This is a genomic window from Nonomuraea thailandensis, from assembly GCF_024172165.1.
Lineage (GTDB): Bacteria > Actinomycetota > Actinomycetes > Streptosporangiales > Streptosporangiaceae > Nonomuraea > Nonomuraea thailandensis.
The window spans coordinates 2,328,590-2,351,910 of sequence record NZ_JAMZEB010000002.1 but is presented as its reverse complement, the minus strand read 5'-3'; the positions used below and the strand labels follow the sequence as shown (position 1 = coordinate 2,351,910).

23 protein-coding genes are annotated in these 23,321 nt (G+C 72.8%); 14 read left to right on the top strand and 9 right to left on the bottom strand.

The window, feature by feature from the left end:
- Positions 1-19 precede the first annotated feature (19 nt).
- Complete coding sequence (locus tag HD597_RS14720) at positions 20-1,750, bottom strand: L-aspartate oxidase (protein ID WP_253742677.1); 1,731 nt, start codon at positions 1,748-1,750, stop codon at positions 20-22.
- A gap of 150 nt (positions 1,751-1,900) precedes the next feature.
- Between HD597_RS14720 and HD597_RS14715 the strand changes: the two genes are divergently transcribed.
- Both HD597_RS14715 and HD597_RS14710 read left to right on the top strand, forming a co-directional pair.
- Entirely contained in the window at positions 1,901-3,556 is a 1,656-nt protein-coding gene (locus HD597_RS14715; protein WP_253742676.1) for an acetolactate synthase large subunit, read from the top strand.
- A 116-nt stretch (positions 3,557-3,672) separates the two neighbouring features.
- A complete protein-coding gene (locus HD597_RS14710; RefSeq protein ID WP_253742675.1) occupies positions 3,673-4,644 on the top strand; it encodes a tyrosine-type recombinase/integrase in 972 nt (323 codons plus the stop codon).
- Positions 4,645-4,831: 187 nt separating this feature from the next.
- On the opposite strand, the gene HD597_RS14705 is transcribed toward HD597_RS14710, so the two are convergent.
- Complete coding sequence (locus tag HD597_RS14705; protein WP_253742674.1) at positions 4,832-6,526, bottom strand: SulP family inorganic anion transporter; 1,695 nt, start codon at positions 6,524-6,526, stop codon at positions 4,832-4,834.
- Between the two features lie 233 nt (positions 6,527-6,759).
- Positions 6,760-7,362, bottom strand: coding sequence for a TetR/AcrR family transcriptional regulator (locus tag HD597_RS14700; protein WP_253742673.1), 603 nt, complete (start codon positions 7,360-7,362; stop codon positions 6,760-6,762).
- A gap of 67 nt (positions 7,363-7,429) precedes the next feature.
- Here HD597_RS14700 and HD597_RS14695 point away from each other — a divergent pair, with 67 nt between their 5' ends.
- On the top strand, positions 7,430-9,412 hold the full coding sequence (locus tag HD597_RS14695; RefSeq protein ID WP_253742671.1) for a HelD family protein: 1,983 nt from the start codon (positions 7,430-7,432) through the stop codon (positions 9,410-9,412).
- 72 nt (positions 9,413-9,484) lie between these two features.
- Complete coding sequence (locus HD597_RS14690; RefSeq protein WP_253742670.1) at positions 9,485-10,249, top strand: hypothetical protein; 765 nt, start codon at positions 9,485-9,487, stop codon at positions 10,247-10,249.
- Between the two features lie 5 nt (positions 10,250-10,254).
- Here the strand turns inward: HD597_RS14690 and HD597_RS64445 are convergent, their stop codons facing one another.
- The gene (locus tag HD597_RS64445; RefSeq protein ID WP_276082911.1) at positions 10,255-10,377 is read right to left on the bottom strand and encodes a hypothetical protein; all 123 of its coding nucleotides are present in this window, start codon (positions 10,375-10,377) and stop codon (positions 10,255-10,257) included.
- Positions 10,378-10,451: 74 nt separating this feature from the next.
- Here HD597_RS64445 and HD597_RS14685 point away from each other — a divergent pair, with 74 nt between their 5' ends.
- From HD597_RS14685 to HD597_RS14670, 4 genes are all read left to right on the top strand, one after another.
- Positions 10,452-10,601 carry a histidine kinase gene (locus HD597_RS14685; RefSeq protein WP_253742669.1) on the top strand — a complete coding sequence of 50 codons (150 nt, stop codon included), beginning with the start codon at positions 10,452-10,454 and terminating at the stop codon, positions 10,599-10,601.
- Positions 10,602-10,613: 12 nt separating this feature from the next.
- Entirely contained in the window at positions 10,614-11,210 is a 597-nt protein-coding gene (locus HD597_RS14680; RefSeq protein ID WP_253742668.1) for an NUDIX hydrolase, read from the top strand.
- Positions 11,211-11,477: 267 nt separating this feature from the next.
- On the top strand, positions 11,478-12,137 hold the full coding sequence (locus HD597_RS14675; protein WP_308210613.1) for a lysophospholipid acyltransferase family protein: 660 nt from the start codon (positions 11,478-11,480) through the stop codon (positions 12,135-12,137).
- A 78-nt stretch (positions 12,138-12,215) separates the two neighbouring features.
- Positions 12,216-13,790, top strand: a complete 1,575-nt coding sequence (locus HD597_RS14670) for a penicillin-binding transpeptidase domain-containing protein (protein WP_253742667.1) — start codon at positions 12,216-12,218, stop codon at positions 13,788-13,790.
- On the opposite strand, the gene HD597_RS14665 is transcribed toward HD597_RS14670, so the two are convergent.
- Both HD597_RS14665 and HD597_RS14660 read right to left on the bottom strand, forming a co-directional pair.
- Positions 13,787-14,647: an alpha/beta fold hydrolase gene (locus HD597_RS14665; RefSeq protein ID WP_253742666.1), complete on the bottom strand. Its 861-nt coding sequence runs from the start codon at positions 14,645-14,647 to the stop codon at positions 13,787-13,789. The genes HD597_RS14670 and HD597_RS14665 overlap by 4 nt on opposite strands.
- Positions 14,644-15,315 carry a PadR family transcriptional regulator gene (locus HD597_RS14660; protein ID WP_253742665.1) on the bottom strand — a complete coding sequence of 224 codons (672 nt, stop codon included), beginning with the start codon at positions 15,313-15,315 and terminating at the stop codon, positions 14,644-14,646. Before HD597_RS14660 ends, HD597_RS14665 begins: the two co-directional genes overlap by 4 nt.
- A gap of 216 nt (positions 15,316-15,531) precedes the next feature.
- Between HD597_RS14660 and HD597_RS14655 the strand changes: the two genes are divergently transcribed.
- Positions 15,532-16,002 (top strand): OsmC family protein, encoded by a 471-nt coding sequence (locus tag HD597_RS14655; RefSeq protein ID WP_253742664.1) that lies wholly within the window; start codon positions 15,532-15,534, stop codon positions 16,000-16,002.
- Here HD597_RS14655 and HD597_RS14650 read toward each other — a convergent pair.
- A complete protein-coding gene (locus tag HD597_RS14650; RefSeq protein WP_253742662.1) occupies positions 15,956-16,726 on the bottom strand; it encodes a TetR/AcrR family transcriptional regulator in 771 nt (256 codons plus the stop codon). The genes HD597_RS14655 and HD597_RS14650 overlap by 47 nt on opposite strands.
- 91 nt (positions 16,727-16,817) lie before the next feature.
- On the opposite strand from HD597_RS14650, the gene HD597_RS14645 reads away from it, so the two are divergent.
- The 3 genes from HD597_RS14645 to HD597_RS14635 are packed head-to-tail and all read left to right on the top strand — an operon-like array spanning position 16,818 to position 19,062.
- The gene (locus tag HD597_RS14645; protein ID WP_253742661.1) at positions 16,818-17,564 is read left to right on the top strand and encodes a siderophore-interacting protein; all 747 of its coding nucleotides are present in this window, start codon (positions 16,818-16,820) and stop codon (positions 17,562-17,564) included.
- Between the two features lie 56 nt (positions 17,565-17,620).
- Positions 17,621-18,466, top strand: a complete 846-nt coding sequence (locus tag HD597_RS14640; protein ID WP_253742660.1) for a metalloregulator ArsR/SmtB family transcription factor — start codon at positions 17,621-17,623, stop codon at positions 18,464-18,466.
- Entirely contained in the window at positions 18,463-19,062 is a 600-nt protein-coding gene (locus HD597_RS14635; RefSeq protein ID WP_253742659.1) for a dihydrofolate reductase family protein, read from the top strand. The genes HD597_RS14640 and HD597_RS14635 overlap by 4 nt, the downstream gene beginning before the upstream one ends.
- Positions 19,063-19,065: 3 nt before the next feature.
- Here the strand turns inward: HD597_RS14635 and HD597_RS14630 are convergent, their stop codons facing one another.
- Positions 19,066-20,406 (bottom strand): FAD-binding oxidoreductase, encoded by a 1,341-nt coding sequence (locus HD597_RS14630; protein ID WP_253742658.1) that lies wholly within the window; start codon positions 20,404-20,406, stop codon positions 19,066-19,068.
- A 200-nt stretch (positions 20,407-20,606) separates the two neighbouring features.
- Between HD597_RS14630 and HD597_RS14625 the strand changes: the two genes are divergently transcribed.
- Complete coding sequence (locus HD597_RS14625) at positions 20,607-21,527, top strand: RNA polymerase sigma-70 factor (protein ID WP_372513370.1); 921 nt, start codon at positions 20,607-20,609, stop codon at positions 21,525-21,527.
- A 103-nt stretch (positions 21,528-21,630) separates the two neighbouring features.
- On the opposite strand, the gene HD597_RS14620 is transcribed toward HD597_RS14625, so the two are convergent.
- Positions 21,631-21,912, bottom strand: a complete 282-nt coding sequence (locus tag HD597_RS14620; RefSeq protein WP_253742657.1) for a DUF3040 domain-containing protein — start codon at positions 21,910-21,912, stop codon at positions 21,631-21,633.
- A gap of 132 nt (positions 21,913-22,044) precedes the next feature.
- Here HD597_RS14620 and HD597_RS14615 point away from each other — a divergent pair, with 132 nt between their 5' ends.
- Positions 22,045-23,073: an Rv2578c family radical SAM protein gene (locus tag HD597_RS14615; RefSeq protein WP_253742654.1), complete on the top strand. Its 1,029-nt coding sequence runs from the start codon at positions 22,045-22,047 to the stop codon at positions 23,071-23,073.
- Positions 23,074-23,321: the final 248 nt, after the last annotated feature.

Genomic DNA, 23,321 nt, shown 5'->3' with positions numbered 1-23,321 from the left:
CCCGGTCGCCGGTCGCCGGCTACTCGACGAGCTTTCCGGCGGTCGAGACCTCGCGCATCAGCGCCGCGATCGCGGCGGGAACCGGCGGGATCGCCTCGCGTTCCACCGCTCCCGGGCCGGACCACACGAGGTTGACCCGCAGCTCGGGGTCGAGCCGCGGGTGGTCGGAGCGGTTGTGGCAGCCGCGGGTCTCGCGCCGCTCCAGCGCGGTCTCGATCGTGGCGCGCGCGGCGAGCGCCGCCGACTTCAGGTCGAAGGCGTGCGCCAGGTCCTGGAAACCGGCCAGGTCCGGATGCACGCCGACGTCGCCCATGCGCGCCTCCACGGCGGCCAGCTCGTCCAGGCCCTGCAGCAGGCCGCTCTCGTCGCGCACCACCCCGGCGTGCTCGGTCATGATGTCGCGCAGGGCGCGTTGCAGCGCCCGCACGTTCTCGGGGCCGTCGGCGGCCAGCAGCTCGTCCACCTCCGCCCGCGCCTCGGCGACCGCCCCGGCCGAGCGGCGCTGGGCCTCCAGGCCCGCGGAGTGCTCGGCCGCCGCCTGCCCGGCGAGGCGGCCGTAGACCAGCAGCTCGATGAGCGAGTTGCCGCCCAGCCGGTTGGCGCCGTGCAGCCCGCTGGCCGCCTCCCCGATCGCGTACAGGCCGTCGACACCGGTGCCGTGGTCCTCGGGCCGCACCCAGACGCCGCCCATCGAGTAGTGCGCGGTCGGCGCGATCTCGATCGGCTGCCTGGTGATGTCGAGCATCTGCAGCTCCAGCAGCGTCTGGTAGACGCGGGGCAGCCGGGTCATGATCGTCTCGCGCGGCAGGTGGGACACGTCCAGCCAGACGCCTCCATCCGGGGTGCCGCGGCCCTGCTTGATCTCGGTGTACGCGGCCAGCGCGACGCGATCCCGCGTGGACAGCTCCATGCGCTCCGGGTCGTACCGCTCCATGAAGCGCTCCCCGAGCCCGTTGCGCAGGATCCCGCCCTCCCCCCTGGCCGCCTCGGAGACGAGCGTGCCGGCCGCGCTCTCGGGCGCGATGAGACCCGACGGGTGGAACTGCACAAGCTCGGCGTCCCGGATGCGGCAGCCGGCCAGGACAGCCAGGCGGAAGGAGTCGCCGGTGTTCTCGTCACGCCGCGAGGAGGTGCGCCGCCAGATCCGGGTGTGCCCGCCGGTGGCCAGGATCACCGCGTCGGCGTGGACGACGTACCGGCTGCCGTCGGTCAGGTCGAACCCGTACGCGCCGAAGACCGCGCCGTCGCGGACCAGCAGGCGGGTGACGTACACGGTGTCGAGGACGGGGATCCGGAGCTGGGCCGCCCGGTTGATCAGGGTGCGCTGGATCTCCAGGCCGGTGTAGTCGCCGGCGTAGGCGGTGCGCCGGTAGCTGTGGGCGCCGAAGAAGCGCAGGGAGATCCGCCCGTCCGGCTCGCGCGCGAACGGCATTCCGTACCGCTCCAGATCCTCGATCCCGCGCGCCGCCCCCTCGGTGACGATGCGCACCGTCTCCGGATGGGCGAGCAGATAGCTCTCCTTGAGCGTGTCGGCCGCGTGCTGCTGCCAGCTGTCCTCAGGGTCCATCGTGGCCAGCGCCGCGTTGACGCCGCCCGCCGCCAGCGTCGTGTGCGCGTCCGCCTTCGGCCGCTTGCCCACGGCCAGGACGCCGACCCCGCGCTCGGCGAGCTCGATCGCGGCCCGCAGCCCGGCCCCTCCCGTGCCGATCACCAGGACTGGGGTGGCGATCCGGTTCTCCAGCGCATGCATATCGTGTTCCTTCTGACCCGTGTCGGCGATGGCACTTCGGAAACAAGACCGGATGGCGACGCGATCTGTGACAGCTTCGCCGTCCTGGAATGAATGTCCCCACTTCCGTGCTCCACCGAGTGCAGTCGTTCATGGAAGAAGGCGTTTCGCATGGCAGCGCAGGCCGACGCGGCCCGGCTCATCGTGCAGGCTCTGGAGGCGGAGGGCGTCGAGTACGTCTTCGGCATCCCGGGCGAGGAGAACATTCACTTCGTCGACGCGCTCAAGGACTCCTCGATCCGTTACGTGCTCGTCCGTCACGAGCAGGGCGCGGCGTTCATGGCGGAGATCTACGGCAGGCTCACCGGCAAGGCGGGCGTGGCGTCGGCCACGCTCGGGCCCGGGGCGATCAACCTGCAGCTCGGCGTGGCCGACGCCACCACCAACAGCACGCCGGTGGTGGCGATCACGGCGCAGGTCGGGCTCGACCGCATCTACAAGGAGTCGCACCAGGTGGTGGACCTGGTGTCGCTGTTCCGTCCGATCACCAAGTGGGCGGAGCTGGCGCCCTCGGCGCGGGCGCTGCCCGAGCTGATCCGCAAGGCGTTCAAGACCGCCCAGACCGAACGGCCGGGCGCCGTCTACCTGGCCATCCCCGAGGACGTCGAGTCCGCGCCGGTCCCCGACGGCCTGCGCCCGCTGCCGGTGAACGTCGTACGCCCCCAGGACCCCTCCCCCGCCCAGATCGCCCGCGCCGCCGACATCCTGGCCACCGCGCGCAGGCCGATCGTGCTGGCCGGTCACGGGGCGACCCGGGCGGGGGCCGCGCAGGCGCTCGTCCGCTTCTCCGAGCGGCTGGGGCTGCCGGTGGCGACCACGTTCAACGGCAAGGGGGTCTTCCCCGACGACCACCGGCACGCGCTGGGCGCGGTGGGGTTCATGCGGCACGACTACGTGAACTTCGGCTTCGACGAGGCCGACGTGCTGATCAGCGTCGGGTACGAGCTGCAGGAGTTCGACCCGGTCAAGATCAACCCGGAGCGGGACAAGCAGATCATCCACATTCACCGGTTCCCCGCCGAGGTGGACGACCACTACCCGGTGGCGGTCGGCGTGCACGGGGACATCTCGCGGTCGCTGCACGTGCTGGCGGACGCCGTGCACCGGCGGTTCGAGATCAACGGCACCGGCGAGAAGATCCGCCGCATGCTGCGGGAGGAGCTGGAGCAGGGGCGGGCCGAGAGCGGGTTCCCGCTGTCGCCGCGGCGGGTGGTGGCCGACATCCGCGCGGCCATGGGGCGCGAGGACATCGTGCTGGCCGACACGGGCGCGGTGAAGATGTGGATGGCCCGCATGTACCCGACGTACGAGCCGAACACGATGCTGGTCTCCAACGGGCTGTCGTCGATGGGGTTCGCCGTGCCGGGGGCGCTGGCCGCCAAGCTCGCGTATCCGCGGCGGCGGGTGCTGGCGGCCACGGGCGACGGGGCGTTCCTGATGAACTCGCAGGAGCTGGAGACGGCCGTGCGGGAGCGCGTCCCGTTCGTGGTGCTGGTGTGGGAGGACGGCGCGTACGGGCTGATCGAGTGGAAGATGGACCTGGAGCTGGGGCGCGACTCCAACGTGGCCTTCGGCAACCCCGACTTCGTGAAGTACGCGGAGAGCTTCGGGGCGCGCGGCTACCGGATCGGGAGCGCGGAGGAGCTGCTGCCGACGTTGCGCAAGGCGCTGGCCGATGACGTGGTGTCGGTGATCGCGGTGCCGGTGGACTACTCCGCGAACCTGGAGCTGACCGACAAGCTGGGCGAGCTGACCGGGCCCTTCTGACGCGGCCCTTCCGACCGGCCCCATCGGCGCGGCCCCTTTGACACGGCCCCTTTTGACGCGGCCCGTTCGAGCGGCGGCCTGGGCGGGCTCGCCCGATCCTTCGTAAGATCGTCAGGGTGAGCCTGCCTGCCGTGTCCGTGCCGGGAGCGCTGCCGGTCGAGCCGGCGCGCGACCCGTACCACGTCTATCTCGACTCCCTGACCAGCCCCGAGTCGCGGCGCACGATGCGCGGCTGTCTCGATCGGCTGGCCAAGCTGCTGACCGGCGACGACAGCGCGACGGGGGCGGGGCAGCCCTGGCACCTGCTGCGGTACGAGCACACCGTGCGGATCCGTACGATGCTCACCGACCAGGGGTGGTCGGCGGCGTACGTGAACAAGCACCTGGTGGCACTGCGGCGGGTGCTGAAGGAGGCGTGGCGGCTGGGGCAGACCAGCGCCGAGGACCTCGCCCGCGCCTCCGACCTGGCCCCGGTGCGGCAGAGCCGCCTGCCCGCCGGGCACCATGTGCCGCCCGAGGTGGTGGGCGCGGCGCTGTCGGCGTGCGACGACTCGCCCGCCGGGGTGCGCGACGCGGCGCTGATCTCCGTGCTGTACTCGACCGGCTGCCGCCGCGCCGAGCTCGGCGGGCTGACGCTGGCCGACTACGACCCGGGGTCGCGGTCGCTGCGGGTGCGCGGCAAGCGCGACAAGGAGCGCCTGGTCTACCTGACGACGGACGCGATCGGGCTGGTGGAGCGGTGGCTGGCGCTGCGCGGCAACGGGCCGGGGGCGCTCTTCAGCCCGATCAGCAAGGCGGGGCGGCTGCGTACGCGTGACGGGCGGCCGGTGGGGCTGACCGGGCAGGGCATCGCCGACATCCTGACCCGGCGGTTCGGGGAGGCGGGGGCGTCGCGGCGCACGGCGCACGACTTCCGCCGTACGTTCATCGGCGAGCTGCTGGACGCCGGGGTGGACCTGGCGACGGCGCAGGCCCTCGTGGGGCACGCCTCGCCGGCCACCACGGCCCGCTACGACCGCCGCCCGGAGCGCACCCGCCGCGAGGCCGTCGACCGCCTCCGCCTTCCGGCCGCCCGTCCCCTCGCCTGACCGGCTGCCCGGCGGCACGGGGGTTGCACGCTCCCCTCGGCTGACACGCAGACAGGTGACAGCACGTCCGGTGGCCGGCCGACGGGCCGTTCCGGCGGGGGCGGGCGGCAAGGCCGGGGCGCGGAAGAACGGCAGGACCGCTCCGGCGCGGGCGGGTGGCCGGGCCGGAGCGGTTCGGGTGCGGGGTTCAGCCCGCCAGGCGAGGCACGATGCCGGAGCTGTGCAGGCGTTCGCGGGCCGCCGCGATGGCCTCGTCGGTCGTGGCGAACACCTGACCGGCCTGGTCGAGCCGGGCGATCACGCCGAGTGCCTCCAGCGGCTGATGGTGCCCGTCGGGGATGCCCGACACGTACACCATGACCCCCCGCCCTTCGAGCCGTTCGATGGTGTCGGAGAGCACCTTCGCCCCGCTGGCGTCGATGGTGGAGACCAGGCGCATGCGCAGCACCACCACGGACACGCCGGTCACCTCGGACAGGTCCATCAGCAGCCGGTGGGCGGCGGCGAAGAACAGCGGCCCGTCCAGCCGGTAGGTGACGATGTGCTCGGCGAGCAGGGCGTGCTCGTCCTCGGTGTGCTGCGGCTGCAGGTCGTGGCGGAGCGGCTCCTGGTAGAAGCGCACGTTCCGCGCGATCGCCCGCAGCGCCAGCGCCCCCGCGACGACCAGGCCGAGGATGATGGCCAGAACGGTGTCGAGCGTCAGCGTGGCGATGGCGGTCAGCACGAGCACCGCCGCGTCGCTCCTGGTCGAGCGCCACATGGCGCGTACGGAGTCGCGCTCGACCATGCGGATGGAGGTGGCCAGCAGCACCCCGGCCAGCGCGGCGAGCGGGATCTTGGAGACCAGCCCGGCGGCGGTGTAGACGATGGCGCCCAGGATCAGCGCGTGGGCCAGCGCCGCGAGCCGGGAGGTCGCCCCGGAGCGGACGTTGACGGCGGTCCTGACGATGGCGCCGGTGCCGGGCATGCCGCCGAACATCGGGGTGACGAGGTTGGCGATGCCCTGGCCGAACAGCTCCCTGTCGGGGTCGTGCCGGTGCCGTCCGGTCATGTTGTCGGCCACGGTGGCCGACAACAGCGACTCCATCGAGGCCAGCGCGGCCACCGCGATGGCGGGTGCGATGAGGGACGGCAGCACGTCGAGGTCGAGGAAGCCCAGCGACGGCGCGGGCAGCCCCTGCGGGAGGTGGCCGATGGTGGCCAGCGGCAGCTCTGCCAGCTCCGCGACGATGGTGACGACGACCACGGCCAGCAGCGAGAACGGCACGTTCGGCCGCAGGCTCGCGCCCACCAGCAGCGCCGCCGCCACGATGAGGGTGACCGACATGGCCCACCAGTGCGGCCTGGCCAGGAAGTCGATGACGGCGTGCCAGGCCACGACCGCGACCTTGTCGCTGTCGTGCGCCGGGACGCCGAGCGCGTGCGGGATCTGCTGCAGGCCGATGACGCCGGCCATGCCGACGGTGAAGCCGGCGACGACGGGCGCGGGGACCAGGGACATGTAACGTCCGGCCCGCGCCAGGGCGAGCATGACGAGCAGCGCTCCGGCCAGCAGCCCGACGGTGAGCACGCCGGTGGCGCCGTGGTCGCTCATGATGGGCATGAGCACGACGGTCATCGCGCCGCTGGTGCCCGACACCTGCAGGGCCGAGCCGCCGAACAGCGCGGCCAGTGATCCGGCGACCACCGCGGTGGCCAGGCCGGAGGCGGCGCCGAGGCCGGAGGAGACGCCGAATCCCAGTGCCAGCGGCAGCGCGACGATCGCCACGGTCAGGCCGGCCAGGAGGTTGCTGCGGGGCTGGTGGCGCATCGCGGCCAGCGCGGCCCGTTCGGGCAGCACCGACCGGACGCGTCCCCAGCTCGCGGCCATCACGCCCGTCACGTTGTGTCACCGATCGAATCGGTACGGTGACCGTGCATACACATGAAAGGTCCGTTCACCACCACTCCTTCTAGGTAAAGACAACCCCGCCTTGTCCCAAATTGCATAAATTTGCAATTCGTGAAGAGGTTGTCAGGATAACAACATCACCCCCTCTCACCTGGCTAAACTCCCTCGATCTTGCGATATTCGCCAGGCGTGAAATCGCCCTAATGTTTGAAAAGCGCGGGGAATCAGACAGGCAGCATTCCAAAGCCGCGCTCGGCCGCGCGCACGGCCTCCGCCTCGACCTCCGCGATCGGCCGCCCGTCCGCCAGCAGTTGCCAGTTGCGCCGGGCCAGCACCCGCTGCGTGGCCACCGCCTGACCGGCCAGCAGCCGCGCCGTCAGCTCGTCGGCCGTCTCCGCGAGGGCCTCGGCCAGGGCCTCCTCGTCCCGCGCCATGTGCTGGTAGAGCCGCGCCACCAGGCTGGGCGCGCCGGAGAACACCATGCGGTGGTAGGCCACCACCTCGGGGTCGTCGTTGAGCCCGGTGACCGGGTCGTGCCGGGCCAGCCCGTCGAGGAAGTGGCGGCGCAGCGCCCGCACCGGCCGCTCCCCCGCAGCCCGCTCCCGCACCACCCGGGCCGACTCGCCGAGGTGGTCGGCGATCCGGTGCAGGACGAGGTCCTCCTTCGTGGCGAAGTACTTGAACAGTGTCGGCTTGGACACCCCGGCCGCCGCCGCGACCTCCGCGACGGACACCTCCTCGAAGCCGCGCTCCAGGAAGAGCGTGATGGCGGCGGTGGAGATGGCCTCGTGCACGCGCCGCCGTTGCAGCTCCCGCAGTCCCGTCATGAGCACACTCTAGCAAAGTGTTAACCTGGTTAAATTCTTAACCGGGTTAACACTTCTGGGAGGCGTGATGGCCACGCTCGACGACGAGCGGGAGTACGTCGAACGCTGCAGGGCCGGCCTGCGCAGGATGCTGGAGGGCGCCAGGAACAACGTCATCGTCGGCGAGAGCGTGGCCGGCGACCGCTACAGCGCCGAACGCCTGGGCCGGCACCTCAAGAGCCTGGCCAAGGAGCTGAGCGAGGAGCCCGAGGGCCCGCCGTTCTTCGGTCGGCTGGACTTCGGCCCTGGCTCCGCCGAGCACGCCGGACGGGCGTACCACATCGGCCGCCGGCACATCAGCGGCGAGCACGGCGGCCCGCCCGTGGTGATCGACTGGCGCGCGCCGGTCTCTCGGGCCTTCTACCGGGCCAGTGCCCGCGATCCGCAGGGCGTGGACGTACGCCGCCGCTTCGGCTGGTCGGGCACCACCCTCACCGGCTTCGAGGACGAGCGGCTCTCGCGCGGCGAGCAGGGCGAGAGCAGGATCCTCGCGGCCGAGATCGAGCGCCCCCGCGTCGGCCCCATGCGCGACATCGTCGCCACCATCCAGCCAGAGCAGGACGACCTCGTCCGCGCCGGGCTCGACACCTCGATCTGCGTGCAGGGCGCCCCCGGCACCGGCAAGACGGCGGTCGGCCTGCACCGGGCCGCCTACCTGCTCTACGCCCACCGGCAGCGCCTCCAGCGCGCCGGCGTGCTCGTGCTCGGCCCCAACCGCGCCTTCCTCGGCTACATCTCGGCGGTGCTGCCGGCGCTCGGCGAGGTGGACGTCGAGCAGACGACGCTGGAGCGGCTGCTGGCCACCGTCCCCGTCACGGCGACGGACGACGAGGCGACGGCCGTGGTCAAGCACGACGCCCGCATGGCACGGGTGCTGCGCAGAGCCCTGTACGGGCGGATCGCCAGGCCGGTCGAGCCGGTCGCGGTGCCCGACGGCTCCTACCGGTGGCGGGTGCGCGAGGACGAGCTGCGCCGCTTCGTGGACGACACCCGGCGCGAGTCCGTTCCCTACGGCACCGGCCGCGAACGCGTCAGGGCGCGCGTGGCCGAGGCCGTCCGCCGCCAGGCCGAGGCCCGCGGGCGGACGGCCGGCGCGGCCTGGCTGCGCAAGGTGGGCCGCGCCGTCACGCCGTGGCTCGACCAGGTCTGGCCGGCCGTCAAGCCGGAGGAGGTCCTGTACGAGCTGCTGCGCGGCCCCGCGGCGGACGGCCGCGACCCGGCGCGCGGCCTGCTGACGGACGCCGAGCGCGCGGCCCTGACCTGGAGCAGGCCGCCGCGCGGGGTCAAGAGCGCGAAGTGGTCGGCGGCCGACCTGGTGCTGCTGGACGAGCTCGGCTCGCTGATCGAACGCCCGCGCGGCTACGGGCACGTGATCGTGGACGAGGCCCAGGACCTGTCGCCGATGGAGTGCCGCGCGGTGGCCAGGCGCAGCGAGCACGGCTCGCTGACCGTGCTCGGCGACCTGGCGCAGGGCACCACGCCGTGGGCGGCGGCGTCCTGGCCGGAGCGCCTGGAGCTGCTCGGCAAGCCCGGCGGCGAGGTCATCGCGCTCAGCACCGGGTTCCGCGTCCCGGCGGCCGTGGTGGAGCTGGCCAACACGCTGCTGGCGGCGCTGGAGGCGGAGGTGCCCGCGACGCGCTCGTACCGCTCCGACGGGCGGCTGCGGGTGACGGAGGTGCCCGTTCTGGAGAAGGGGGTGGTGGAGGCGGTGCGCGAGGCGTTCGGGTTCGAGGGCTCGATCGGGGTGATCGCCGCGGACGCCGGCGTGGAGTCGATCACCGCCGCGCTCTGGAACGAGGGCCTCGACGTGAGCGGCCGGCTCAGCGTGATGCCGGCCTCCATGTGCAAGGGTCTGGAGTACGACCACGTCGTCGTGGCCGAGCCCGCGGCCATCGCCGGGGCGGAGCGGCGCGGGCTCAACCGCCTGTACGTCGCCCTGACCCGCGCGGTGTCCCGGCTCGACGTGGTGCATGCCCGGCCTCTTCCGCCGCAGCTGGCCCACCCATCCTGAAATGGGCATATGTCTCGACATCGACCTCCCGTCCGGTGTGTGATGTGTGCACCCTCCGAGAGGAGCCCGCGCGTGTCCTCCTCCCCCGACCCCGCGGACCCGTCCGGCACCGGCGACGCCCCCGCCCGGCCCCACCCGGCCACCCCGGACGGCACGCCCCGCAGGAGCGGCCCGCTCAACGCGGACGGCCCGCCCGCAGCCGGCGCGCCCGCCAGTGGCGAGCAGGCCGCCGCAGGGGATTCGTCCGGCCGAAGCGGCCCGCTCGCCGCCAGCGGCCCACCCGCTCGAAGCCGGCCGACCGCCGCCAACAGCCCGCCAGCTCGAAGCCGGCCGACCGCCGCGCGCGGCGCGTCCGACCGGAGCAGCCCGGCCGCCGCGGATGGCGCGGGCGTTCAAGGTGGCCCGGCGGCCGCGGATGGCGCGGCCGTCGCGGATGGCGCGGCAGGCAAGAGCGGCCCGCTCACCGCAGGCGGCACGCCCAGGGGCGGCGACGCGGCTCGGCGCGGCGCCGGCGAGGCCGATGACGCCGGCGGAACCGATGACGCCGGCGAGGTCGATGACGTCGATGACGTCGATGACGTTGGTGATCGGCCGCGGTGGGCCGTACCGCCGGCGGTGAGGGCGCCGCGGGTGCTGGATCAGGTGCCGTCGGTCATCGGGTTCGTCTGCGGGGCGGTGGCCGTGCTCTACCTGCCGGTCCTGTTCGGCCTGGCGGGGCTCGTGCTGGGCGTCGTGGGTCATGCCCGCGGCGAGCCCCTGGGCCGGTGGGCCGCGATCGCCGCGGGCGCGGGGATGTTGCTCGGGACGCTGCTCAGCATCCTGCTCACCCCGGGGTAGAGCCGTCAGACGGCGGCCGGCGCCACGGTGGGCGACACGCGGGCGGCGCGCATGGCCGGGTAGATGCCCGCCGCCGTGCCTTTCACCAGCGTCGCGACGACCGCCCCGCCCAGCGCCCACGGCGGCACGACGACCGGCCAGCCCCCACGACGGCGGTGTCCAGCCCCCTACGAGGTGGACGACCGTTCGACCGTTCAGCCGGATGCAGGGCGAGCGGGTGCGCTCCTCTCACGGGACGGGGCTGGGCTTGTGGATCGCGCGAGCCGTCGTGGCCGCGGACGGCGGGACGGTGACGGCGCCGGCCGAGGGCGGGCCGCACGTGGAGGTACGGCTGCCGCGCACCACGGCGTGAGATCCTGGAGGGATGCTGACGCCGATCGACACGCTGCGCGCGCAGGTCACCGCCCGGCTGGCCGCCTTCGAGCGCAGGCAGGTCCCGCCGGCCGGCGGGGTGCGCAGGGCCGGCGTCACCGTGTGCGTGCTGGAGGACACCGGGGGCCGCCCGTACGTGGTCGTGATCAGGCGGGCCGCGCGCGGCCGCAACCCGGGGCAGTGGGCGCTGCCCGGCGGGCGCGCCGACGACGGGGAGCGGCCGGAGGAGGCGGCGCTGCGCGAGCTGGCCGAGGAGACCGGCGTCACGGGGGTGGAGGTGGCGGGGCTGCTCGACGATTTCGTCACCGACTCGGGGTTCGTGATCACGCCGGTGGTGGCGTTCGGCGGCCGTCAGGAGCCGGTGCCGGACCCGCGGGAGGTGGCCTCGGTGCACGCGGTGCCGCTGGAGCGGTTCCTGGCGCCGGGGGTGCCGCGCTGGCGGGGCGAGCTGCTGCAGATGCCGCTGGGGCCGTCCATCGTGATCCACGCGCCGACGGGGGCCATCCTGTGGCAGTTCGCCGAGGTGGCGCTGCGGGGGCGGGAGCAGCGGGTCTTCGACGTGGCGCAGCCGCACTGGACCAGGACATGAGCCGGTAAAACGCGGCCCAAGAGGTAGGCGCGATTACCTTCAGGGGCGGCCGGTGTGCTTAACTCAAGATTGCCGATGTGGTTAGTGTCCCCCGGGCCGCAAATTACCGCCTTCACGGAATACCGTTCGGCTGGAGCCGTGTTGTGCACCTCGCCGAGGAGGCGACCGCCACATCGGCCTAACAGCTTTTCCCAGGCGTCCCGCCGCACCGGCGGGGCGCCTGATCTATGGTGGGGTGGCCGCAGGCCCGATGATCAGGAGAGCTCGTTGCTGTACGAAGTGGTCAAGTTCGCCGCCGCACCGCTGACGACCGCGATGTGCAGGCCGCACATCTCGGGCGCGGCCCACGTGCCGAGGAGCGGGCCCGCGATCCTGGCCGCCAACCACCTGTCGGTGCTCGACTCGTTCCTGCTCCCGGCGCTGCTGCCCCGGCACGTGACGTTCACCGCCAAGAACGAGTACTTCGACGGCAACCCCGTCTCCGGGTTCTTCATGCGGCTGGGCGGGAGCCTGCCGATCGACCGGGAGAGCGCGCACGCCGCGCAGGCCATGCTCGACGACGCCGCCGCGCTGCTGGAGCGGGGCGAGCTGTTCGGCATCCACCCCGAGGGCACCCGCTCCCCCGACGGCCGCCTCTACCGCGGCAAGATCGGGGTGGCCTGGCTGGCGCTCAAGACCGGCGCCCCCGTGCTGCCGGTGGCGCTGAGCGGCACCGACAAGGTGCTGCCCTACGGGGCGAAGGTGCCCAGGCCGGCGAAGATCGGCATCTCCATCGGGGCGCCGATGCGGTTCGAGGGCGACCACGCCAACGCGCGTGACCGGCGGCGGGTGACCGACGAGATCATGGCGGCCATCCAGAAGCTGTCCGGTCAGGAGTATGTGCCGACGTACGCGGCCAGTTACAAAGCTTCGAATGGAATGTCCTGATTCGGACGCTAGGCTCGGACACCTGTCGTCGAGAAGTCTGGGGGCTGATCAGTGGCGCGGGGTCGTACGATCGCGATCGTGTCCGGCGTCGCCGTGCTCGCGGTGGGGGCCGCGGCCGGTGGCGCGTACTACGTCCTGCACACGAGGGGCACTCCGGCCGAGACCGCGCAGCGTTTCGCCGTGGCGTGGCAGGCCGGTGACAAGACCGCGATGGCGGCCGAGCTGGCCGCGCCGCAGCAGCTCACCGCGTACGACCAGCAGCGCACCGCCCTCGCCGTCGAGTCGGCCGCCGTCAAGCTGGGCCGGGTCACCGAGGGCGACGACCGCGCCAGCGTCCCCTACACCGCCACGTTCGGCCTGAAGAACATCGGCCGGTGGACCTACGAGGGCAAGATCGACCTGGTGGTGGCCGACCGCACCTGGAAGGTCGACTGGAAGCCCGCGACGCTGCACCCGTCGATGACCGAGGGGGCCGCGTTCTCGCTCAAGACCAAGTGGCCGCAGCGCGCCGAGATCACCGACGCCGACGGCGACCGCATCGACACCGGCGCGGTCGGCGGCTCGGTGCAGCAGCTCGTCGGCTACCTCGACAAGGCCACCAAGAAGGACGTCTCCAAGCTGGGCTCCTCCTACAAGGTCGGGCAGGCCGTCGGCCGCGGCGGGCTGCAGGAGACCTTCCAGGAGCAGCTCGCCGGCACCCCCGCGACCGAGATCAGGCTCGGCGACGAGACGCTGGAGACCATCGAGGGCACCGAGGGCGCGCCCGTCCAGACCACGCTCGACCCGCAGACGCAGGCCGCCGCGGTGGCCGCGGTCAAGGACATGAAGAAGCCCACCTCGCTGGTCGCGATCAAGCCTTCCAGCGGCGAGATCCTGGCCGTGGTCAACAACGTGGGCGGGTTCAACCGGGCGCTCGACGGCCGCTACCCGCCCGGCTCGACGTTCAAGGCGGTCACCGCGATCGGGCTGCTGCAGGCCGGGGTGTCGCCGCAGGACACGGTGACCTGCCCGAAGAACGTCAACGTCGGCGGGCTGTCGATCCGCAACTCCGACGAGGAGGCGTTCGGGTCGATCTCGTTCCTCGACTCCTTCGCCCATTCGTGCAACACGACGTTCGCGCCGCTGGCGGAGTCGAAGCTGGGCGCCGACAAGCTGCTGGACGTGGCCGAGGAGGTGGGGTTCAACCAGCCGCTGAACATCGGGGTGCCGGCCACGAAGGCCAGCTTCCCCAGGGCCGAGTCCGACGCCGAGCTGGCCGCGGAGTCGTTCGGTCAGGCCAGGATCACGGCCAGCCCGCTGTCGATGGCCTCGGTGGCCGCGGCCATCGCCGACGGCACGTGGCGCCCGCCGACGCTGGTGCCGTCGATCAGGCAGAAGGCCAAGGAGCGGGAGCTGCCCGAAGGGGTGCGGTCCGGGCTGCACACGATGATGTCGGCGGTGGTGACCAAGGGCACCGCCAAGTCGGCGGGGCTGCCGTCGGGCACTCACGGCAAGACCGGCACGGCCGAGTACGGCACGGGCGAGAAGCTGAACTCCCACGCCTGGTTCATGGGCTTCAAGGGGGACGTCGCGTTCGCCGTGGTCGTCGAGGGCGGAGGCGGCGGCGGTGCGGTGGCCGCCCCCGTCGCGGCCACGTTCCTCAGGAACCTCTAGCCCTTCAGGAACCGGCGGATCTCCTCGGCGACCCGCTCGGGGCGCCCGCGCTGGGCGGCGTTCTGCGTGGCGCCGTGGTCGAGGCCCTCCATGACCACGCGCCTGGCCCGCGGCATGACGCGCTCCAGCTCGACGAGCGCGGACCTCAGGTAGCCCTGGCTCCTGCCGCCGCCGAGGAGCAGCGTCTCCACCTCGACCGGACCGTACGCCGCGAAGCCCCCGAAGGCCTCGGCCACGATCTGGATGTCGTGGCGCTGGGTCGGGGCCAGCTCCCTGAACGTCGGCCCGTCCGCCGCCGCCCCGTCCTGGCTTCGCAGCATCAGGCCCGTCAGCCACTCCTGCACGCGGCGGGGCAGCGCGTTGAACAGCGGCGGGCCGAGCCGGGCGGCCCGCATGCCGGTGACGAGCGCCGCGGGGACGCGGCCCGCGGCGATCTCGCGGTCGAAGCGCTCCAGGGCGCCGCGCACGCCGGTGGCGTCGAGGCCCAGCGGGGGCTCGAAGAGCACGGCCTTGCTCAGGGCGGCCGGGCGGGCGAGCGCGGTGTGCAGGGTGATGACCGCGCCGGAGCTGACGCCGGCGGCGTACCGGGCGCCGGTGGCGCGCAGCACCGCCTCCAGGTCCTCGATCTCGCGTGCGAGCCCGTAGTCCGCGCCCGCGGGGCCGCTGCCGCCCCGGCCGCGGCGGTCGGGCAGGTAGCAGGTGAAGTCGCCGGCCAGGGCTCCGGCCAGCTCGATCTGGGTGTGCCCGGTCTGCATGGCGCCGTGCACGATCACCAAGCCGGGGCCCTGCCCGACCTCGCGGTAGCTGATCGTGGTGCCGTCGGCGGACGTCACGGTGCCGGTGGTGGTCGTGGTCATGGTGGCTCCCCTTCTGGCCTTCGGTCGGCCGGGCGGCCTCTCTCGGCGAGGTCCGCCACGTCGGGCGACATCTCGCCCGTGCGGTGATACGCCTGCCATTCCGCCAGACCGGGGAACGTGCCCCCGTCCAGCTCCGCCAGCAGCGATCGCACCCAGGCGGCCTGGGCCTCCCGCATCGCCAGCGCGTACTCGGACTCGACCAGGAACAGCCGGGGCACCTCGGCCCGATCCCCTTCCAGCGCCCGCCGGTCGGCCTCGATCTGCTTCTCCAGCACCTCCAGCCGCCGCAGCAGCAGCGCCGCGACCTCGTCGGGGCCGAGGCCGGCCATCACCGACAGGCCCGCCTCGAACGCCGACGGCTCCCGGCGCGGCTCGGACAGCAGCTCCCTGGTCCAGTCGTCGGCCTCCTGGCGGCCCGCGCCGGTGACGCGGTAGACGGTGCGCTCGGGGCGGCCGCCCTGGCGGGCGCTCTCCACCGCCTCCAGCAGGCCGTGTTTCTCCAGGTTGCGCACGACGGTGTAGAGGGAGCCCCATTTGATCGGCATGTCCTGGTCCTTGCCGCGGGAGCGCAGGACGGAGGCCATCTCGTAGGGATGCATCGGGCGCTGGTCGACGACGGTGAGCACGGCCAGCGCCAGCAGGTTGCTCACCGGACGCCGTCGGGGCATCTCCACTCACCGTCCTCGATCACTCGCTTACTCGTGGACGAGTATACGCAGACGAGTACTCGCCTACAAGGCTGCCGCTGACCTCCGAACGCGTCGATGGCGAGCTGGCGGCACCGGCCCCTGGGCTTCACGGACGGATTCGATAGCGTTCGAACGAGAAGGACCGGCGGGGCGCGCCCCGCCGGTGAGAGCCACGGACAACGAGGACGGCCGCCGATGAGCCGCGAGCACCACTACCAGACCGTCGTGACCTGGACCGGCAACAAGGGCACCGGCACCAGCGGCTACCGCGACTTCGGGCGCGAGCACGAGCTGTCGGCCGAGGGCCCGCCGGTCATCGGGGGCAGCTCCGACCCCGCGTTCCGCGGCGACCCGGCGCGCTGGAACCCCGAACAGCTCCTGGTCGGCTCACTGTCGCAGTGTCACATGCTGTGGTACCTGCACAAGTGCGCCGTGGCCGGCGTGGTCGTCACCGGGTACACCGACACCGCGACCGGCACCATGGCCGAGTCGGCGGACGGCGGTCGCTTCACCGAGGTGGTGCTGCACCCGGCGGTCACCGTGGCCGCGCAGGAGATGGCCGAGACGGCCCTGGCCCTGCACGCCGACGCCCACAAGGCGTGCTTCATCGCCAACTCGGTCAACTTCCCGGTCCGCCACGAGCCGACCGTCCACGTGGCGGGCTGACCGCGGGACCCGCCGCGGTCTCGTAGTCGAGGCCCAGCCTGGGCGCGATCTCGCGCAGGCACTCCTCGAACACCGGCTCCATGTCGGAGTAGACGAAGTCGAGCTGGTTCAGCACCTCCATGCAGAGCAGGCCGTACAGCCTGATCCAGCACGACATGAACACGTGGATCGCCTCCACGGGCAGCCCCATGCCGGTGGAGGCCGCGTACGCCCGCAGTTGCTCCCTGATGGACGCGGGCAGCTCACCCGGATCGGGCACCGGGAACGGCCGGTGCTCCCACAGCTCGGCGATCTCCTCCAGGAAGACCTGCTCGAAGTCGCGCCCGGCCAGCTCGCGCGGCGAGTCGGGCCGCCGCTCGGCCGTGATCGGGCTGGCGAACACCCAGCCGAACTCCGCCCGATGCGACACCGCCCAGCTCCGCATCGCCCGGCAGGCCGCCAGCAGCCGCGCGGCGTGCTCTCCCGGCGGGCAGGCGTCGCGAGCCGTCTCCATGGCCTGCGTCAGCTCGCGGAAGAAGTCGGCCGTCACCGCTCCGACCAGCTCCTCGTGCCCGGCGAAGTAGTGGTAGAGCGCCGGGCCGCTCATGCCCATCTCCCTGGCCACGGCGTTGATCGTGACGGCCTGCGAGCCCTGCTCGATCAGCAGCCTGCGCGCCGCCGCGCGGATCTCCGCCAGCGTCGCCTGCCGTACCCGTTCGCGCCTGCTGACACCCTGCGCGGTCATCCGCCCACCTTTCTCGCGTTCCGTTGACATCCTAGGGCATCTATGTTTCCTTAATGCCTCTAAGCAAATTTACCCCTAATAAGGAGGCATCGTGGCGCCCAACCCCTTGGCGAGCGCCTTCGCCAAGTACGTCATGGAGGCCCGGGTCGCCGAGACCGGCCTGGTCACGCCCACCATGCGGCGCATCCGCCTGGCGACGGAGACGCCGATCGCGTTCCCGTACCGGGCCGGGCAGCACATCCGCGTCCAGATCAACGACCCGCTGTCGGTCTACGGGATCCTGCGTCCGGCCGAGACGCTGCGGACGTACACGATCTGGGAGCTCGGCCAGGACCGGCGGTCGCTGGAGCTGCGCGCGCACCTGTACGGCGGCGACGGCATCGGGCTGCGCTGGGCACAGGAGGCGGCGCCGGGGGACACGGTGACGTTCTGGTGGCCGCAGGGCGACTTCTTCACCCGCGACGACGCGCCGTTCCATCTGTTCGCCGGGGACGAGACGGCGAGCGCCGCGTTCGGCCCGATGGTGCGCGCGCTCGGGGAGGACGCGCGGGTGCACGGGGTGCTGGAGAGCGAGTCCGCCGAGCACGACCCGCCCATGCCCGGCCCGCACGAGTTGCGCCGCGCGCACCGCCGGGGCGCGCCGGCCGCGTCCTCGCGGACGCTGCTCGCCGCGGTGGCCGGCCTGGAGCTGCCCGGCAACACCGGGGCCGCCTATCTCGCGGGGGAGGCGCGCACGTGCCAGATGATCCGCGACTACCTCGTACGCGAACGCAACTGGCCCCGCAAGGCCATCAAGGTCAAGCCGTTCTGGACGCCCGGCAAGCGCGGCCTGCACTGAGTTCGGGCCAACTTATTCCTTGACACGAATATTCTCCATGGCGAATACTTCTGCCCATGGAGGCACTCCTCACCGCACTGGCCGATCCGGCCCGCTGGCGGCTCGTCAGCCTGCTGGCCGAGCGGCCCCGCCCGGTCGGCGTGCTCGCCCAGCTCGCCGGGGCGCGGCAGCCGCAGACGACCAAGCACCTTCAGGCCCTGGAGCGCGCCGGTCTCGTCGTCTCCCGGCGCACCGGCCAGCGCCGCATCTACGCGCTCAGGTCCGCTGCGCTGCGCGACCTGGCGGCGGCGCTCAACCGGCTCGCCGACCTCGCCGAGCAGCCCGGCGGCCCCGGCGAGGTGTTCGAGCGCCACGGGCTCAGCCTCGACGCCGCGCGGCTGGAGGCGCGGGAGCCGGGCTGGGCCGACGGCCGGTCGTTCACGTTCCACCGGTCGCTCGCGGCGGACCCCGGGCTGTCCTGGCGTCACCTGACCGAGACCGCGCTGCTCGCCCGCTGGTGGACGCCCGACGACCTGCGCGTCTCCGAGCTCGTGTTCGAGGCGCGGCCGGGCGGGCGGATCGTCCACGAGTACCGCGACGCCGAGGACGCCGACGGCTCCGACGTGGTCGCCGGGCGCGCGGAGGGAGTCGTCGACCTCGCACACCCCGGCGAGCGCCTGTCCTACCGGCTCTCCCCGCGGCTCCCCGGCGGCGGGATCGCCTTCACCGCCCACGTCGACCTCGTCCTGCGGCCCACCGGCGCCGGCACGGACCTCGACGTGGACTTCCGGGTCACCGACAGCACCATCGGCTCCGCCGACTTCATCGCAGGCATCGAGCTCGGCTTCGGCCAGAGCCTCGACAAGCTCGTGGCCGCCCTGGCCGCGGCCACCACCCCCACCGACATGAGGAGCACGAGATGACGCAGCAGACCACCCGCAGGGTCGTCACCAACATGAGCCTGTCCCTCGACGGCCACTACGCCCGTCCGGACGACCCGGCCGACATGGGCTGGGTGATGCCGTACGCGGTCACCGACGTCGCCCGCGACCACCTGACCGGCCTCTGGGAGCCCGCCACGACGGCGCTGCTCGGACGGGTGAACGCCGAGGGCTTCCTCGGCTTCTGGCCCACCGTCATCGGCATGGAGGGCGCCGACCCGCGTGACGAGGGGTTCGCGAAGTGGCTCGTGGACGCCGACAAGGTGGTGCTCTCCTCCACCCTGCAAGAGGCGCCGTGGGAGCGCACGACGATCGCCGACAGGCCGGCGGCCGACGTGGTCGAGGAGCTCAGGGCGGCCGAGGGCGGCGACATCCTCGTGCTCTCCAGCGCGAGCGTCATCAAGGCGCTGCTGGCCGCCGACCAGGTCGACCGGCTGGCGCTCACGATCTTCCCGGTCTTCCTCGGCGGCGGGCCGCGGCTCTTCGACGACGGCCTGCCCGCCGGGCAGTGGGCGCTCGTCAGGCAGGCCGCGGGCGAGCACGGCACGTTGTCCCTCGTCTACGACCGGGTCCGCTGAGCCCTATCGGGGCCGCACGTTGTGGTTGCGCGCGAACAGGTTGCCGGGGTCGAGCCGAAGCTTGACCGCCGCGAGCCGCCGGTGGGTCCGCGGCGGGTAGATCGCGGCGACGTCCTCCTCGGTGGCGGAGGCGAGGAAGTTCGCGTACGCGCCCTCGACGTGGGGCGCCAGCCTGCCCCACAGCGCGTCCAGGCCCGGACGGGCGGCCTCGACGACCGGCGGCGGCCCCACGGTGGTGGTCACGACCATCAGCTCCGCCCGGCGGTGCGCGTAGGCGGTGGCGTCGTCGGGGACGCGGGACACCGCGCCGCCGACGCTGCGGACGGAGATGATCGGCGCCCCCTGCGCCGCCCTGGCCTCGGCGAGGACGGCCAGCACCGCGGGCACCGACCCCTCGCCGACGAACGCGTTCCTGGTCGCGAACCGGATGCCCGGCGGCGGGGTCACGCCCTCCACGAGCGTGTCGGCGTACGGGATCGGCCTGACGTCGTCGACGATCACCGTGCCGAGCCGGCGGATCGGGTCGATCGCCCGGGCGGCGAGCTCCGGGGCGTCGCCGTCGAAGGTGACCAGGATCTCGATCGGTCCTTCAGGGCCGCCGGCGAAGGGGTTGACGAGGTTCGCGATGGAGGTGAGCTCCTCGGGCGCGGCGCGCAGGTGATCCGCCCAGCCCTGGAGCACGGTGGCCGCCTCCTGCGGCGGGAAGGTGATCCGGCCGTGGAAGACGTCCGTCGTCGGGTGCGCCGCGAACTCGAAGGCCGTCACGATCCCGAAGTTGCCACCGCCGCCGCGGATCGCCCAGAACAGCTCCGGGTCCTCCCCCGCGCTCGCGCGCACGACCTCTCCCGCGGCCGTGACCAGCTCCGCGGCGACCAGGTGGTCCAATGCCAGGCCGTGCTTGCGCACCTTCCAGCCGATGCCGCCGCTCAGCGTCAGCCCGCCGACGCCCACGCTCCTCGTGTCGCCCGAGGAGATCGCCAGGTCGTGCGGGGCCAGGGCGGTCGCGACCTGGCCCCAGGTGGCGCCGCCGCCGATCCTCACGACGTGCCGCTCCTTGTCGACGATCTCCACGTCCGCGAGCCTGCCGAGGTCGATCACGACGCCGCCGTCATTGGTGCCGAACCCCGCGAAGGCGTGGCCCCCGCCCCGCACGGACAGCACCAGCCCCGTGGCGGCGGCGAACCCGACCGCCGCCTGGACGTCCGCGACGCTCTCGGGCCGCAGCACGCAGGCGGGGCTGCCCGTGGCCACGACCGAACGGGCGGCCGACTCGTACTCCGCCCCACCCGGCTCGATGACGGCGCCGCCGAAGTCGCGGCGAAGGATCTCAAGCGCTGCACTCATCACGTTCCTCATCTCGACGTGCCCGGCCGGTGCCGGACGCCCAGGAGATGCCGGCGGGCCCGCCCTTGTGACAGCGCGGGGCGCGTGACGTACGCCACACGCGGGCGGGTCGCCGCTGGGGCGCCCTAGGCTCGCTGTCACAAAACGGCGCGACCCGGCATCTGGTGGAAGTGACAGTCGAGAGCGAACAGGAGCCGTCCATGGCCGACATGCCGGAGTTCGAGCCCGGGGAGCACGCGGAGGGCACGAGCCACCCGGATCCCGCCACCGCGGCGTTCGTCGCGCACCGCAACCTGCTGTTCACCGTCGCCTACGAGATGCTCGGCTCCGCCGCCGACGCCGAGGACGTGCTGCAGGAGACCTGGATGCGGTGGGTGGGCGTCGATCTGGCGGAGGTGCGGGATCAGCGGGCGTACCTCGTGCGGATCACCACCCGGCAGGCGCTGGGCCGGTTGCGGACGCTCGGGCGGCGCAAGGAGTCCTACGTCGGCCCGTGGCTGCCGGAGCCGCTGCTGACCGCGCCGGACGTGGCGGAGGACGTGGAGCTGGCCGAGAGCGTGTCGATGGCGATGCTGCTGGTGCTGGAGACGCTCACGCCGACCGAGCGGGCGGTGTTCGTCCTGCGCGAGGTGTTCGACCTGGACTACGACGAGATCGCCGAGGCCGTGGACAAGAGCCAGGCCGCCGTCCGGCAGATCGCCCATCGGGCGCGCTCACACGTCGCGGCGCGGCGGCCGCGCGAGACGGTCTCCCCCGCCGAGTCACGGGACGCGCTGGCGGCGTTCCAGCGGGCGGTCCGGACCGGGGACCTGCAGAACCTGCTCGACATCCTCGCCCCGGACGTCGTCCTGCTGACGGACGGAGGCGGGATCAAGCAGGCGGCCCTGGCGCCCATCGTGGGGGCCGGCAGCGTGGCGGCCGTGCTGACCAGAATCGGCGGCACGACGTCGCTGCTGCCGGTGCAGGTCAACGGCTATCCGGCGCTGGCCGTCCGGCGCGACGGCGAGCTCGACACCGTCATGGCGGTGCATGTCGACGGCGGGCTCATCACCGGGCTGTACGCCGTGCGCAACCCCGAGAAGCTGTCGCGCATGGAGCGGGAGACCGCCCTGCGCCGCTGACCCCGATGCGTTGTCGTGGCCCCGCGGCGGGCTCAGGCCGCACGACACGACCCTGCGCACTGCCGGGAGGAGCGGCGCAGGGTCGGAAGGGCGGTGCGGCGAGTCAGAAGGCCAGGGCCAGAGCCAGGGCGGCGGCGGCCTCGTGGCGGAGAAGCATGATCAGGAGCGTGGCGACCAGGGTGGCGATGAGAAGCCAGCTGATCAGGATGATGACCGTCGTGCGGCGCGGCCGGGGTCTGGGCACGCGCTCCCCGCTCGACCTCGCCTCGCTGCGACGAACCCGCTCGTTGAACGACTCGAGCCGAGCGACGAGTCGCGGATCGTCATCGACGAGGTGCTGCTCGATCTGGGCCAGCATCCGCTCCTCGTCCTGCGACCAGGCCATAGGTACCTCCCGAACGCAAGCTCTGTGGCGTCTTCCTGCCCAACCATGAAGATCATTAGCCCCCGGCTGACCACTTAATTGCCACCTCTTTTCGGTTTGCGATCAAGCTCGAACGACTGTTCTAATCATGGCATGCGCTGGGACAACCTCCGCCTGACCGCGCCAGGCCGGGCCGATCCGACCGAGCCGCTCTTCGCCCGCGGCGCGGTCACCCGCACGTTCGACACGCCCGAGTTCAAGGGGATGACCTTCTACGAGATCCGGGCCAGATCCATCATCAACCGGGTGCCCGGCGCCAGCCGCGTCCCGTTCGACTACACGATCAACCCCTACCGGGGCTGCGGCCACCGCTGCGTTTACTGCTTCGCCAGAAAAACACATGAATATCTTGACCTCGATGCCGGTGCGGACTTCGACTCCAAAATCGTCGTCAAGGTCAACGCCGCCGAGCTGGCCCGCAAGGAGCTCGCCTCGCCCCGCTGGGGCGGCCACCACGTGGCCATGGGCACCAACGTCGACTGTTACCAGCGCGCGGAGGGCCGCTACAAGCTGATGCGCGGCATCCTGACCGCGCTGCGCGACGCCGCCAACCCGTTCTCCATCCTCACCAAGGGCACCCTGATCCTGCGCGACCTCGACCTGCTCACCGAGGCCGCCGACGTCGCGGACGTCGGCGCCAACCTCTCGGTGGGGTTCGTCGACGAGGAGCTGTGGCGCGCCGTCGAGCCCGGCACCCCCAACCCGCGCCGCCGCCTCGAGACCTGCGCGACCCTCAACGACAACGGCATCGCCTGCGGCGTCCTGATGGCGCCCGTCCTGCCCTATCTCACCGATTCCCCCGCACAGCTCGACCGCACGGTCAGGGAGATCGCCGAATCCGGCGCCACCCACATCTCCCCCATCGTGCTGCACCTGCGGCCTGGAGCGCGGGAGTGGTGGCTGGGCTGGCTGTCGCGCGAGCACCCGCGCCTGGTGCCGCGCTACCTGGAGCTGTACGGGCGGGGGGCGTACGCGCCGAAGCCGTACCAGCAGCGGGTCACCGCCATGATCAAGGACCTCGCCGAACGCCACGGAGTCGGCCGCGCCACCCCCGCCATGGCCCGCCGCCTCCCGCCCCAGCGCCCCTCGCCACCCGAGCCCGAGCAGCTCCGCCTCCTCTGAGCTCGCGGGGCTGCACCGAGCCGGCGGGGCCCCGTCGAGCGCTGGGTTTCCGGACGGCGCGGCGCGTCGTCCCAGCAGGAGTGACCGCCGTGCGGGCCTGGGGTGGCGCGGCGCCGTTCACCCGTGCGGGTCGCGGCGACCCGCTGGGCGGAAATTCGGTGGCCGGGCCGTGTGGGGCGGTGGCAGGATGGCCGGGCAGTGTCGGACCACGATCAAGGAGCTTGGGATGCGGCGCCGCCTCGGAATCT